13 protein-coding genes are annotated in these 13130 nt (G+C 74.4%); 3 read left to right on the forward strand and 10 right to left on the reverse strand.

Features of this window, described 5'->3' with window-relative positions; genetic code table 11:
• The first annotated feature begins 4 nt into the window (after positions 1 to 4).
• Complete coding sequence (locus GJV82_RS02330; RefSeq protein ID WP_318657189.1) at positions 5 to 721, forward strand: uridine kinase family protein; 717 nt, start codon at positions 5 to 7, stop codon at positions 719 to 721.
• A 13-nt stretch (positions 722 to 734) separates the two neighbouring features.
• Here GJV82_RS02330 and GJV82_RS02335 read toward each other — a convergent pair whose 3' ends face one another.
• Both GJV82_RS02335 and GJV82_RS02340 read right to left on the reverse strand, forming a co-directional pair.
• On the reverse strand, positions 735 to 1307 hold the full coding sequence (locus tag GJV82_RS02335) for a hypothetical protein (RefSeq protein WP_155098098.1): 573 nt from the start codon (positions 1305 to 1307) through the stop codon (positions 735 to 737).
• Between the two features lie 110 nt (positions 1308 to 1417).
• Entirely contained in the window at positions 1418 to 2284 is an 867-nt protein-coding gene (locus GJV82_RS02340) for a putative protein N(5)-glutamine methyltransferase (RefSeq protein ID WP_318657190.1), read from the reverse strand.
• A 160-nt stretch (positions 2285 to 2444) separates the two neighbouring features.
• Here GJV82_RS02340 and GJV82_RS02345 point away from each other — a divergent pair, with 160 nt between their 5' ends.
• Together GJV82_RS02345 and GJV82_RS02350 are read left to right on the forward strand one after the other, a co-directional pair.
• Positions 2445 to 3836: an enolase C-terminal domain-like protein gene (locus GJV82_RS02345; protein ID WP_115941966.1), complete on the forward strand. Its 1392-nt coding sequence runs from the start codon at positions 2445 to 2447 to the stop codon at positions 3834 to 3836.
• A gap of 14 nt (positions 3837 to 3850) precedes the next feature.
• A complete protein-coding gene (locus GJV82_RS02350) occupies positions 3851 to 4561 on the forward strand; it encodes a FadR/GntR family transcriptional regulator (RefSeq protein ID WP_024838897.1) in 711 nt (236 codons plus the stop codon).
• A 418-nt stretch (positions 4562 to 4979) separates the two neighbouring features.
• Here GJV82_RS02350 and GJV82_RS02355 read toward each other — a convergent pair whose 3' ends face one another.
• From GJV82_RS02355 to GJV82_RS02390, 8 genes are all read right to left on the reverse strand, one after another.
• The gene (locus GJV82_RS02355) at positions 4980 to 5978 is read right to left on the reverse strand and encodes an ABC transporter substrate-binding protein (RefSeq protein ID WP_024838898.1); all 999 of its coding nucleotides are present in this window, start codon (positions 5976 to 5978) and stop codon (positions 4980 to 4982) included.
• A gap of 82 nt (positions 5979 to 6060) precedes the next feature.
• Positions 6061 to 7065, reverse strand: coding sequence for an ABC transporter permease (locus tag GJV82_RS02360; protein ID WP_024838899.1), 1005 nt, complete (start codon positions 7063 to 7065; stop codon positions 6061 to 6063).
• Complete coding sequence (locus GJV82_RS02365) at positions 7062 to 8633, reverse strand: sugar ABC transporter ATP-binding protein (protein WP_024838900.1); 1572 nt, start codon at positions 8631 to 8633, stop codon at positions 7062 to 7064. The genes GJV82_RS02360 and GJV82_RS02365 overlap by 4 nt, the downstream gene beginning before the upstream one ends.
• A gap of 166 nt (positions 8634 to 8799) precedes the next feature.
• Positions 8800 to 9252 (reverse strand): RbsD/FucU domain-containing protein, encoded by a 453-nt coding sequence (locus GJV82_RS02370; RefSeq protein WP_024838901.1) that lies wholly within the window; start codon positions 9250 to 9252, stop codon positions 8800 to 8802.
• Positions 9253 to 9256: 4 nt separating this feature from the next.
• Positions 9257 to 10147 carry a fumarylacetoacetate hydrolase family protein gene (locus GJV82_RS02375; RefSeq protein WP_155098100.1) on the reverse strand — a complete coding sequence of 297 codons (891 nt, stop codon included), beginning with the start codon at positions 10145 to 10147 and terminating at the stop codon, positions 9257 to 9259.
• Between the two features lie 18 nt (positions 10148 to 10165).
• Positions 10166 to 11206, reverse strand: coding sequence for an aldo/keto reductase (locus tag GJV82_RS02380; protein WP_318657191.1), 1041 nt, complete (start codon positions 11204 to 11206; stop codon positions 10166 to 10168).
• A complete protein-coding gene (locus GJV82_RS02385) occupies positions 11203 to 11982 on the reverse strand; it encodes an SDR family NAD(P)-dependent oxidoreductase (protein ID WP_196217167.1) in 780 nt (259 codons plus the stop codon). The genes GJV82_RS02380 and GJV82_RS02385 overlap by 4 nt, the downstream gene beginning before the upstream one ends.
• Positions 11979 to 12914, reverse strand: a complete 936-nt coding sequence (locus GJV82_RS02390) for an amidohydrolase family protein (RefSeq protein ID WP_318657192.1) — start codon at positions 12912 to 12914, stop codon at positions 11979 to 11981. The genes GJV82_RS02385 and GJV82_RS02390 overlap by 4 nt, the downstream gene beginning before the upstream one ends.
• Positions 12915 to 13130 lie beyond the last annotated feature (216 nt).

Raw genomic sequence — 13130 nt, forward strand, 5'->3', positions numbered from 1 at the left:
TCCCGTGAGCGACCCTCAGCACGGCAGAGACGGCGGTCCGACCGACGCCGCCACCCGGACCGACCCGGTACCCGCCGGACCCGCCGGGGACCCGGCGCTGTTCGACCTCCCGCCCGGGTCGCGCGAGGTGCCGACCCGGATCGTGCTGCTCACCGGGGCGTCGGGCTCGGGCAAGACGTCGCTCACGCGGCGGCTCGGGCTGCCCGTCGTGTCGCTCGACGACTTCTACCTCGACCACGACCACCCGGACCTGCCGCGCCGGTTCGGGATCGTCGACTGGGACGACCCGCGGTCGTGGGACGGCGCAGGGGCGGTCGCGGCGCTCGTCGACCTCGCGCGCACCGGGCACGCGGACGTGCCCGTGTACGACATCCCGACGTCGCAGCGCACCGGGACGACGCACGTCGACGTCACGGGGTCGCGCGTCGTCATCGCGGAGGGCATCTTCGCGGCGGAGATCGTCGCGGCGTGCCGTGCGCAGGACGTGCTGGCCGACGCGGTGTGCCTGCGCCGCCCGCGCCTCGTGACGTTCTGGTTCCGCCTCCTGCGCGACCTCGCGGAGATGCGCAAGCCCCCGCTCACGCTCGTGCGTCGCGGGTGGGCGCTGCTGCGGGCCGAGCCGCGCCTCGTCGCCCACTGGACCTCGCTCGGGTGCCGGGCGCTCGGTCCCACCCAGGCGGAGAAGGAGATCCGCGCGCTCCTGCAGCGCCCCGCGGCGTAGCCGACGGCGGGCGTCATCCCGCGGGCGGCGGGATCTCCACGCTCGCGCTCCAGGGCCCTCCGCAGTCGCGCCCGTACGGGTGGTCGTCGACGTCCCACGGGACGTCGACGCTCGTCGCGAGGACGGTCGCGCCGGACCCGCTCTCGACGACGCGCACCGCGACCTGCTCCGGTGCGGTGAGACTCGTCCCCGTCCACTCGGGACCGGTCACCGCGGGGCGCTCCGGCGCCGGTGCCGGCGCGTCCGGCGTCGAGGACGGCTGCTCCGGCGTGGAGCCCGGCGCGGTCGGCGTGTCGAGCACCTGGGGCTCCGCGGGCTCCGGAGCGACGACGAGCGTGCCGTCGCGCACGAGCTCGCACCCTCGCTCCCCCGGCAGGCAGGTGACCCGGACGTCGTGCGCGTCCCGGTCCGGCCACGCGTCGTCGAGCCGCACCTCGAGCCGCCCCACATAACCGATCGCGGGGCACGCCACGGTGAGGCCGCCTCCCGGCCCGCTGCACGCGACGGCCACGGCCGCCGCCCCCGCGACCGCGACCACGAGCGCACCACGGCGCACCATGCCCGCCGCGCCGGTCCTGCCCCTCATGCCCGGACTGTGTGGCGGGTGCCGCGCGTCTTGCACCGGGCGCCGGGATGACGCCCGGACAGCGCCGCGCGTCCTCGTCGTCGGCGCGATTCCGTCCGGACGGGCGCTCGTCAGTCGGTCCGCCCGTCGCGCCGCGTGCCGACGACGACCGTCGCGCCGATCTCTTCGTCCCGGACCACGCGCGCGGCGAGCCCGGCGCGCTCCAGCACGGCGACGGCGCCGGGCGCCTGCCGCTCCCCCGACTCGGTGAGCAGGTGGCCGCCGGGCGCGAGCCAGCGCAGCGCGTCGGCCGCCACCCGACGTAGGACGTCGAGGCCGTCGCCGCCGCCGTCGAGCGCGACGCGCGCCTCGTGGTCGCGCGCCTCCGGAGGAAGCAGCGGGATCTCGCCGGTGGGCACGTAGGGGACGTTGGCGAGCAGCACGTCGACGCGGCCACGCAGGCGCGTCGGCAGGGGGTCGAACAGGTCGCCCCGGTACGCGACACCGCCCACGGCGGCGACGTTGCGCGCCGCGCACGCGACGGCCGCGGGGTCGAGGTCGGTCACATGCAGGTCCACGGGGCAGCGTCCGGCGTCGGCCCCGGACCCGAGGTCCGTGGCGACCGCGAGACCGAGCGCACCGGCACCGCAGCACACGTCGACGACCACGACCGGGTCGTCGGCCTGCCCGGGCACGGTCCCGGGCGGCCGCGTGCGGACCGTGCGCCGCCGCACGAGCGCGACCGCCTCGTCCACGAGCAGGACCGTGCGCTGGCGCGGGACGAACACCCCCGGGTCGACGGCGATCCGCAGGCCGTGGAAGTCGACGTACCCGAGCACGTGCTCGAGCGGCTCGCCCTCGACGCGGCGCGCGACGAGCGCCTCCAGGTGGTGCGCGTCGTCGGCCCGCTCGACCAGGCGCGCGGCCTCCTCCTCGGCGAAGACGCACCCGGCGGCGCGCAGCCGCGCGGCGAGGTCGTCGAGCTGGTCCGGGTCCACGCCCGGACCGTACCCCTCGCACCCGGTGCGAGCGTGACTCATTCGACGTCTAGGCGGGCAGCGCACGCGGATCGGCTTGACCCCGCCCGATTCGCTCCTCTAGATTGATCAAGTCATCTGATGTATTCCGCGGTCGTCCGCGGGGACGGCGAGGATACGCATGGCGAGGATCACGAGCGTCGAGATCGAGGACGTCCGCTTCCCGACGTCGCTCACGGCGGACGGCTCGGACGCGATGAACAAGGACGCCGACTACTCGGCCGCGTACGTCGTGCTCCGCACCGACGGCACCGACACGCTCGGGGACCCGCTCGCCGGCCACGGCCTCACGTTCACCATCGGCCGCGGCAACGACATCGTCGCGGAGACCGCGCGCCAGCAGGCCGCCGCGCTCGTGGGGCGCGACGTCGACGAGCTCGCCGCGGACATGGGCGGCGTGTACCGCGCGCTCACGTCCGACTCGCAGCTGCGCTGGCTCGGGCCCGAGAAGGGCGTCGTGCACCTGTCGGTCGCGGCCGTGCTCAACGCGACGTGGGACCTCGTCGCCCGGCGCGCGGGCAAGCCGCTGTGGCGCCTGCTCGCGGACATGACCCCCGCCGAGCTCGTCGCCGTCGCCGACCTGCGCTACCTCTCCGACGCGCTCACCGCCGACGAGGCGGTCGCGCTCCTCGAGGCCAGGGCCGCCACCAAGGCCGAGCGCATCGCCCACCTCGAGCGCACCGGCTACCCCGTCTACACGACCTCCGCCGGCTGGCTCGGGTACGACGACGACAAGCTGCGCCGGCTTTGCCAGGAGGCCGTCGACGCCGGGTACGGGCACATCAAGCTCAAGGTGGGCGCCGACCTCGCCGACGACGTGCGCCGCCTCACCATCGCGCGCGAGGTCATCGGTCCCGACCGGCGGCTCATGGTCGACGCGAACCAGGTGTGGGACGTGCCCCAGGCGATCGAGTGGATGGCCGCGCTCGCGCCGTTCGACCCCCTGTGGATCGAGGAGCCCACGTCGCCCGACGACGTCCTCGGGCACGCGGCCGTGCGCCGCGCCGTCGCCCCCGTCCGCGTCGCGACCGGCGAGCACTGCCACAACCGCGTCATGTTCAAGCAGTTCTTCCAGGCCGGGGCGATCGACTTCTGCCAGCTCGACACGGGCCGCCTCGCGAGCGTCAACGAGATCGTCGCCGTCCTGCTGCTCGCCGCGAAGTTCGGCGTCCCCGTGTGCCCGCACGCGGGCGGCGTCGGCCTGTGCGAGATGGTGCAGCACGTCTCCGTCCTGGACTACGTCGCGATCGCCGGCGACCTCACCGACCGCGTCACCGAGTACGTCGACCACCTGCACGAGCACTTCACCGACCCGTGCGTCGTCGCGGACACCGGCTCCGGGAGCGGCTACGTGCTGCCCCGACGCCCCGGCTACTCGACGCAGATTCACGCCGCGTCCGTCGCGCGGTTCCGGTTCCCCGACGGCGAGTACTGGGCCGAGCGCCGCGCGCGCGAGACCGCACGCGTGACCGCGCAGTCATCAGAGGAATCGCCCGCCGCGGCGTGGCGATAGGTCATACTTCTCGTATGTCCCGCACGGATGAGGTCGTCGACGGCATCAAGCGCATGATCCTCGACGGAGAGCTCGGTCCCGGCGACCGCCTCCCCGTCGAGAAGGACCTCGCCGAGGCCCTCGGCGTCTCGCGCGGCTCCCTGCGCGAAGGCGTGCGCGCGCTGTCCATCCTCGGGATCGTCGACACCCGCCAGGGCGACGGCACCTACGTCACGAGCCTCGACCCCGGGCGCCTGCTGTCCCCCATGGGCTTCGTCGTCGACCTCCAGGGAGACGGCAGCGCCCTCCCCTTCCACCACGTGCGCCGCATCCTCGAGACCGAGGCCGCCGGCCTCGCCGCGACCCGCATCACCCCCGAGGCCCTCGCCGAGGCGCGCGCCGTCCTCGACCAGGTCGACGACATCCTGCGCGAGCCCACCGTCGACCACGAGCGCTTCATCGAGTCCGACATCGCGTTCCACCGCATCATCGCCGCCCACACCGGCAACCCCGTCCTCGCCGCGCTCGTCGAGTCGCTCGCCAGCCGCACCGTCCGCGAGCGCCTGTGGCGCGGCCTCCACGAGGAGGGCGCCGAGGAACGCACGCACGGAGAGCACGAGGCGATCTGGCGCGCGCTCGCCGCGGGCGACGCGGAGCGGGCGCGGCTGCGGATGGCGAACCACCTCCTCGGCGTCGAGGAGTCCCTCCCCCGCGTCCCGGACGACCTCCCCGACGACGACGCCTGATCTCTCCAGGAGCGCGGACGACGGCGTCCGTCCGGCTGGATGGTCGGGGGCTTGTCCGTCCCGCTGGGTGGTCGGGGCGTGCCGACGCGTCCGTCCGGCTGCGTAGTCGGGGCGGGTGGGAGAGGGCACCGCGAGCGGGCGGGGTGGCCTCGGATGCGAAGGGCGTCGACGCCGCGCGCGCAGACCGCCGCCCGACGGACGCAGGTGACGGCGCGGCAGCCCGAGCACCGAAGACACGCCACCCGCGAACCCGGCCACGCGGGCCGTCTCCCGACCCGACCAGCGGACTCGACCCGCGGACCCGACCACGCGGGCCGTCGCCGAGCGTGACCCGGACCACGACGCGAAAGGCCCGGCGCCGGGGCGACCTCAGGGGTCGTCCCCGCGCCGGGCCGGTCGTCGGGTGACGGGCCGTCGGTCACTCGTAGAGGACCGCGGCGATGTCCTCGTCGTCGATGTTCGTCGCGTCGTACCAGTAGAAGCCCGAGTCGATGACGGGCTCGACGTCCTCGCCGTTGATCGCGGCGACGGCGGCGCGGACGGTCTCGTAGCCGATGCCGACGGGGTTCTGCGTGATGGCACCCGCCATGAGGCCGTCACGGATGGCGTCGGTCTGGGCCTTGCCGGAGTCGAAGCCGATCACGGTGAGCGTGCCCGCCCTGCCGAGCTCCTGCACCGCCTTGACGACGCCCGTCGCGGCGCCCTCGTTGGTGCCGTAGATGCCCTGGAGGTCGGGGTTCGCCTGGAGGATCGACTTCGCGGCGTCCGCCGACTTGAGCTGGTCGCCGCCGGCGTACTGGACGTCGACGATCTCGACGTCGGGCGCGTTCTCCTCGATGTAGTCGACGAACCCGGAGACGCGCTGCTGACCCGTCTGCGACGTCTGGTCGTGCCCGAGCACGGCGATCTTCCCGCTGCCGCCGATGAGCTCGACCATGTGCTTCGCCGCCTCGGCGGCGGCGGCCTCGTTGTCGGTCGACACCGTGGTGATCGGCACGTCGGACTCGACGCCGGAGTCGAACGCGACGACGGGGATGCCGCGGGACTGGGCGTCCGCCATGAGCGGGATCGACGCCTCGGAGTCGAGCGCGGCGAAGCCGATGGCGTCGGGGTTCTTGTCGAGCGCGGTCTGCAGCATGGAGAGCTGCTTGTCGACCTCGGTCTCGGTCTCCGGGCCCTCGAACGTCACCTCGACGCCGAGCTCCTCGGCGGCCTCGTCCGCGCCCTGCTTCACGGCCTGCCAGAACTGGTGCTGGAAGCCCTTGGAGACGAGCGCGACGTACGGGGTGCCGCCGTCGCCCCCGCCGGGTGCGGACCCGTCGTCGGCGGCGGAGCTGCACGCGCCGAGCGCGAGGAGGAGGGCGACGGCCCCCGCGGCGCCGACGTGCTTCAGGCGTGCGGCACGGGTGGTCTTCATGAGGGTGCTCCTTCGGGGGATGACGTCGTCGTCGGGGAGACGAGGGAGGTTCGGACGGGTGGAGGGCGGGCGGGCGCCGGGGTCAGGCGTCCTTGCCACGCCGGAGGATGTCGGTGTAGACGGCGAGGAGGATGACGACGCCGACAGCGACCTTCTGCCACTCCTGCGGGATCGACATGATCCGCAGGCCGTTGGTGAGCGTGGCCATGATGAGCGCGCCGATCACGGTCCCGAGGATCGTGGCCTTGCCGCCGCGCAGGGACGTGCCGCCGATGACGACGGCGGCGATCGCCTCGAGCTCGTACCCGAGCCCGAGGCCGGGCTGGGCCGAGTTGAGCCGCGACGCCATGACGACGCCCGCGAGCCCGGTGAAGACGCCCGCGACCGTGTAGACCACGACCTTCCAGCGCCGCACGTCGATGCCGGAGATCGCCGTCGCCTCCTCGTTGGAGCCGATGGACAGCGCGTACCGGCCGACGAGCGACTTGCTGAGCAGCACGCCCGCGACGACGGCGGCGACGAAGAAGATGAGGACGGCGTTCGGCAGCCCGGGCACGAGCTCGCCGAGCGCGATCTGGCCGAAGCCCGCGACGTCGGAGAAGTAGATGGGCTTGGTGCCGGAGATGACGAGCGACAGGCCCTGCGCGACCATCATGGTCGCGAGCGTCGCGATGAACGGCGGGATGCCGAGGAACGACACGTTGAGGCCGTTGACGAGCCCGAGCAGCGCCCCGGCCGCGATCCCGCCGAGCACGCCCACCGCGAGCGGGAGACCGAGGTTGGTGAGGAACACGCCCGTCATGACGGCGCACAGCGTCATCCCGGTCCCGACCGACAGGTCGATCCCGCCCGTGGCGATGACGAACGTCGCGCCGAGCGCCATGATCCCGGTGACCGCGGTGGCGAGCAGGATGCCCTTGATGTTCGCCCAGTCGAGGAAGTACGGGCTCGCGACCGAGAAGAACGCGAAGATCACCACGAGGCCGGCGAACGCGAGGATCTGCTGGAGCTGCTGGCGGTAGCGCGGGCCGCGCGATGTCACGACGGCGTCGGGCAGGGCGTCGGTGACGGTGGTGGTCGAGGTCATCGGGCGTCTCCGGTCGTGGCGAGGAGGTGCTCGGCGCCGCCGAAGCGCGTCGCGAGCTCCATGACGTTGTGCGGGGTGGCGTCGGCGTTGTCGAGGACACCGGTGACCCGGCCCTCGCACATGACGACGATCCGCTCGGACAGGCGCAGGACCTCCGGCAGCTCGGACGAGATCATGACGATCGCCTTGCCCTGGTCCGCGAGCGTGCGCAGGAGGTCGTAGATCTCCTCCTTCGCGCCGACGTCGATGCCGCGCGTCGGCTCGTCGACGACGAGCACGTCGCAGTCGCGCACGAGCCACTTGGCGAGCACGACCTTCTGCTGGTTGCCGCCCGAGAGGTTCTTCGTGCGCTGGCGCACCGACGGCGTCTTGATGGCGAGGCGGCGGACCATGTCGGTCGCGACGCGCCGCGCGTCGCCGTCGCGCACGAACCCGGCCCGGCTCTCGCGGCCCAGCGAGGACAGCATGACGTTCGCGGTGACGTCCTGGTCGAGCAGGAGGCCGTACCGCTTGCGGTCCTCCGACAGGTAGCCGATGCCGTGCCGCACGGCGTCGGCCGGGTTGCGCACGTGCACGGCACGCCCGCGGACCTCGACGCGGCCCGTGCTGCGGTCGGCGCCGACGAGGGCGCGCGCGACCTCCGTGCGACCCGCGCCCATGAGGCCGGCGAAGCCGAGGATCTCTCCCTCGTGGAGGTCGAACGAGACGTCCTTGAGCAGCCTGCGGGTGCTCAGCCCGCGCACGGACAGCACGACGGGGCGGCCGGTCGGGGCGGGCGCGGGCCGCACGTCGGTGCGGATCTCGCGCCCGACCATGCGCGCGATGACGTCGGCGACGGCAGTCCCGGGGGTGTCGAGCGTGTCGATGTAGCGGCCGTCGCGCAGGACGGTGATGCGGTCCGAGATCTCCTTGATCTCCTCCATGCGGTGGGAGATGTAGATGACGCCCGTCCGGGGGGTCAGGAACTGGCGGACGAGCCGGAAGAGCGTGCGCACCTCGGCGTCGTTGAGCGCGGCGGTCGGCTCGTCCATGATGAGGACCTTCGCGTCGAACGACAGCGCCTTGGCGATCTCGACCATCTGCTGCCCGGCGACGCTGAGCTGCGACACCGGCTGGCGCGGGTCCAGGGGGATCCCGAGCCGCTCGAACAGCCCGGTGGCGCGGCGCACGAGCGCGCGGTCGTCGATGAGCCCCAGGCGCCGCGGCTCGCGCCCCGCGAAGATGTTCTGCGCGACCGAGAGGTCGGGCATGAGGTGGAACTCCTGGTGGATGATGCTGATCCCGCGCTCGTTCGCCTCGCGGGGTGAGCGCACGTCGAGCGCCGCGCCGTCGAGCTCCATGGTCCCGGCGTCGGGCTGGTGGATCCCCGAGAGCAGCTTCATGAGCGTCGACTTGCCGGCCCCGTTCTCCCCCACGAGCGCGAGGACCTCGCCACGGCGCAGGTCGAGGCGGACGTCGTCGAGCGCCCGGACCCCGGGGAAGGACTTGGTGATGCCCTCGACACGCAGCAGCGTGCCCGCCGGCGGCGGGTCGCCCGCGCGCACCGCGGGGGTCGGGTCCGTGCTCACGTGAAGCCCCTTTGCTTGGTGGTGACCGAGGTCAGTTCTACCGCAGACATCAGATGCATTTCAAGACTTCGCCCCATCTCTGCCCAGGTCTCGCGCCCGATTCGCGACCTTACGGCGACCGTGAGCGTTTCAACATCTGATGATTCGACCATCAACGGCCTGTTCATCAGACCTGGCGGACCCCGATCGTGAGCAGCAGGTTCGCGTACACGCGCTGGTCCCCGGTCGCCACGAGGAGCGCGACGTCGTCGCCGCGCGCCGCGTCGTAGAACGCGGGTCGGTCGAGGTCCTGCCACGTCGCGGACGGCGCCGCCGCCGCGAGCGCGTCCCGGTACCCCGCGTGCGCGGGCACCCGGGCGCCGGCCGGGAGCACGTCACCCGCGGCGCCGGACGGCGCCATGACGGCCGCCGACTCGACCGGCACCGCGCCGAGCAGCACCTCGAGCACCTGGTCGACCGTGACGAGCCCGGGCCGCAGGTTGAGGTGCACGCGCGCCGCCCCGGCGCGCACGCCCGTCGAGTGCGGGTAGTTCGCGTCCGCGAGCAGGACGCGCGCCCCGTGCCCCGCGGCGGCGAGCGCGCCGATCAGCTCCGGGTGCAGGAGAGGGAAGCGCAGCACGCCGTCACCCCGCGGCGACGGCGGCGCCCGCAGCACGGACCGGGACGTCGGCGTCGGCCACGGCGTGCCGCTGGCGGCCGACGCCCTCGATCTCGACCTCGACGACGTCGCCGTCGCGCAGGTACGGGAAACGCCCGGAGAGGGCGACGCCCTGCGGCGTCCCGGTGCAGATCAGGTCACCCGGCTCCAGCGCCATGTACTGCGAGAGGTGCCACACGAGGTACGCGACGTCGAAGATCATGTCCGCCGTCGTCGAGTCCTGACGGGGCTCGCCGTTCACCCACGAGCGCAGGCGCACGTCCCGTGCGTCGAGCTCGTCCGCGGGGACGAGCGCCGGGCCGGTCGGTGCGAACCCGGGCCCGCACTTGCCCTTGGACCACTGCCCCAGCGACTCGTCGAGCTGCCACGCGCGCTCGCTCACGTCGTCGACGGCCGTGTACCCCGCGACGTGCGCGAGCGCGTCATCCGGCGAGGCGAGGTAGCTCGCGCGGCGCCCGACGACCACCCCGAGCTCGACCTCCCAGTCGAGCCGCTCGGCGCCCGGCGGCACCGGGAGCGTGTCGTCGGGCCCGACCACGGTGTTCGGGTGCTTGAGGAAGACGATCGGCGTCGCCGGGGGCTCGGCGCCCGACTCGGCGGCGTGCGCGGCGTAGTTCTGCCCGATGCACACGACCGCGGCCGGCCGCGCGATCGGCGCCCCGCGGCGCAGGCGGTCCGCGCCGTCGAGCACGGGCAGCGCGCCCGCGGCGAGCGCCGCCCGCACGCGCGCGACGCCGTCCGCCGCGAGGAACGCCCCGTCGACGTCGGCGGTCAGCGGCCGCAGGTCGTAGGTCGTGCCGCCCTCCGCGACGGCGGGGATCTCCTGGCCGGCGGGGCCCAGGCGGAGCAGGTGCATGCGGTCGTTCCTCTCGGGTCAGGGGGTGCGCGCGTCGCGCGAGGGCGCCGCGTCCTCGGGAAGCAGGCCCGCGCGCACGAGCGCGTCCCACAGGTCGTCCGGCACGACGGCTGTGTGCCGCGCGTACGCCTCGCGCACCTGGCCGGGCGTCCGGAGCCCGACGACGGTGCTCGCGACGGCGGGGTGCCGCCGCACGTACGCGAGCGCGGCCTCGGGCAGCGTCACACCGTGCTCGGCGCAGACCGCGGCGATCCGCCGGGTCCGCTCGAGGAGCGCGGCGGGGGCCCGCGCGTAGTCGTACGTCGCGTCGTCGGGCGGCACGTCGCGCGCGAGCAGGCCGGAGTTGTAGACGCCCGCGACGACGACGGCGGCGCCGTGCTCGACGGCCGCGGGCAGGAGGTCGGCGAGCGCCGGCTGCTCGAGGAGCGTGAACCGGCCCGCGCACATGACGACGTCCACGTCCCCGGTGCGGACGAACCGCGCGAGCATCGCGGACTGGTTCATCCCGGCGCCGATCGCCCCGACGACGCCCTGGTCGCGCAGGTCGACGAGCGCGGGCAGCGCCTCGTGCACCGCCGCGTCCTCGTGGTCGTCCGGGTCGTGGAGGTAGACGACGTCGACCCGGTCGAGCCCGGTGCGCGCGAGCGTCGCGTCGATCGAGCGCAGCACGCCGTCGCGCGAGAAGTCCCACACGCGGCGGTGGTCCGCCGGGACGTCGAAGAGGTCCGGGTCCCTCTCGTGCGCGGTCCCCGGTGACGGGACGAGGAGCCTGCCGACCTTGCTCGACACCACGTACTCGTCACGCGGGCGGCCCCGCAGCGCGGCCCCGAGACGCCGCTCGGAGAGCCCGAGGCCGTAGTGCGGGGCGGTGTCGAAGTACCGGACGCCCAGGTCCCACGCCGCCTCGACCGCGGCCGCCGACTCCTCGTCCGTCGTGGCGCGGAAGAGGTTGCCCGCCTGCGCGGCGCCGAACCCGAGGGACGTGAGCCGCACGCCCGTGCCCCGCACCTCGCGCGTCGGGAGCGCGGCCGCCGGCGCGTCCGCCGTCTCGCGCGTCACGACGCCGCCGGCGGGCGGACCCGAAGCGTGTGCATGCCGCCGTCGACCGCGAGCGCCGCACCCGTGGTCGCCTCCGCGAGCGGGCTCGCGAGGTAGCACACGGCGTGCGCGACGGCCTCGGGGCTCACGAGCCGTCCCGTGGGCTGGCGCGCCTCCAGCGCGGCGCGCTCGGCGGCGGGGTCGTCCGCGGCGTCGAGCAGGCGGCCGACCCACGGGGTGTCGACGGTGCCGGGGTTCACGCAGTTCACGCGGATCCCCTCGCGCACGTGATCGGCGGCCATCGCGAGCGTGAGCGCCTGGACGGCGCCCTTGGACGCGGAGTACAGCGCACGCGACGGCAGGCCGGTCCACGCCGCGATGGAGCACGTGTTGACGACGGCCGCGCGGTCGGACGCGCGCAGGTGGGGCAGCGCGGCGCGCGTCACGCGCACGGTCCCCAGGACGTTGACGTCGAGGACGCGCAGCCACTCGGCGTCGTCGTTGTCGGCGACCGTCCCCTGCGCGCCGATGCCCGCGTTGTTGACGACGACGTCGATCCCGCCCATCGCGGCGGCCGCGCTCTCGACGGCGGCGCGGACCGCGGCGTCGTCGGTGACGTCCGCGACCTCGGCACGGGCGCCGTCGGGCACGCCGTCGGTCGTGCGGTCGAGCGACGTGACCGCCGCGCCGCGCGCGAGCATCGCGGTGACGATCGCCGCGCCGATGCCGGAGGCGCCGCCGGTGACGACGGCGCGCACGCCGTCGAGCTCGCGGGTCGTGCTCGTGGGTGCTGTCACGGGTGGCTCTCCTCGGTCTGGGGGACGGCGACGGTGGCGTCGGCGGGGCCGGTGAGGCCGTAGACGCGGCGCGCGGTCCCGGCCCACACCGCGGCGCTCTCGGTCGGCGTGAGCCCGGCGAGCAGCACGCGCAGCGTCTCGATCCAGCGCCCGTAGTCGCTCGCGAGCAGGCACACGGGCCAGTCGGACCCGACCATGAGCCGGTCCGGCCCGAGCACGTCGAGCGCGTGGTCGACGGCGGGCAGCAGGTCGGCCGGCGTCCACGCGTCCCAGCGGGCCTCGGTGACGAGGCCGGACAGCTTCGCGGTGACGTTCTCGTGCGCGGCGAGCGCGGCGAGGTCGGCGCGCCACGCGGCGAGCACGTCGCGCGACGCGCCGGGAGCGGACGCGGCGTCGAGCCGGGGCTTGCCGAGGTGGTCGAGCACGAAGCGCACGTCGGGGAGCGCGGCGACGAGCCGCGCTGCGGCGGCGAGCTGGTGGTCGCGCAGGACGAGGTCGAACGCGAGGCCGGCCGCCCCCACGGCGGCGATGCCGCGCCGCACGTCGGCGCGGTCGAGGTAGTCGGGGTCGGGCTCGGCCTGGACCATGGTCCGCACGCCCACGAGGTGCTCCCCGCCGGGGCCGGCGCGCAGCGCGGCCAGCCGGTCGGCCAGGTCGGGTGCGGTGAGGTCGGCCCAGACGACGGCCCCCGCGAGCCGGGCGGCGCGACCCTCGGGCGACGCGCACGACGCGAGCAGCTCCTCGGACTCTGCCCAGGCGCTCGCGGACTGCACGACGACGGTCGCGCGGACGCCGTGCGCCGCCGCGGGGAGGTCCGCGGGCTCGAAGTCCCGGTCGATCGCCGCCATGGTGTCCGGGTCGATCCAGTCCTGGGGCGTGCGCGCGCGCACCCAGAGGTGGTGGTGCGCGTCCACGACGTCGTGACCGGTCACCGTCGTCCTTCCGTCACGTCGAGCCGCCCTGGCTCCGGATTCATCCAATCTATCGTACACACGAGGGGGCGATATGTGGGGCACCGCGAGCTGATCGCCCGCGCTACGGCATCAGTCATCGGACATCACGAAGGGCTCGGCCGTCAGACCGAGCCCTCCGGGATGATCGATCCTGCGTGTTACGAGGCTAGATCTGTCAAGTTCCGCTGTCCAGGG

The organism is Cellulosimicrobium composti (assembly GCF_009711085.1).
Classification (GTDB): domain Bacteria; phylum Actinomycetota; class Actinomycetes; order Actinomycetales; family Cellulomonadaceae; genus Cellulosimicrobium; species Cellulosimicrobium composti.

What these genes read in the sequence shown, in the direction of transcription:
- GJV82_RS02375 (WP_155098100.1), bottom strand. Translation starts at nt 10,147, where the DNA reads ATGCACCTGCTCCGCCTGGGCCCCGCCGGCCAGGAGATCCCCGCCGTC.
- GJV82_RS02335 (WP_155098098.1), bottom strand. Translation starts at nt 1,307, where the DNA reads ATGAGGGGCAGGACCGGCGCGGCGGGCATGGTGCGCCGTGGTGCGCTC.
- GJV82_RS02355 (WP_024838898.1), bottom strand. Translation starts at nt 5,978, where the DNA reads ATGAAGACCACCCGTGCCGCACGCCTGAAGCACGTCGGCGCCGCGGGG.
- GJV82_RS02360 (WP_024838899.1), bottom strand. Translation starts at nt 7,065, where the DNA reads ATGACCTCGACCACCACCGTCACCGACGCCCTGCCCGACGCCGTCGTG.
- GJV82_RS02350 (WP_024838897.1), top strand. Translation starts at nt 3,851, where the DNA reads ATGTCCCGCACGGATGAGGTCGTCGACGGCATCAAGCGCATGATCCTC.
- GJV82_RS02345 (WP_115941966.1), top strand. Translation starts at nt 2,445, where the DNA reads ATGGCGAGGATCACGAGCGTCGAGATCGAGGACGTCCGCTTCCCGACG.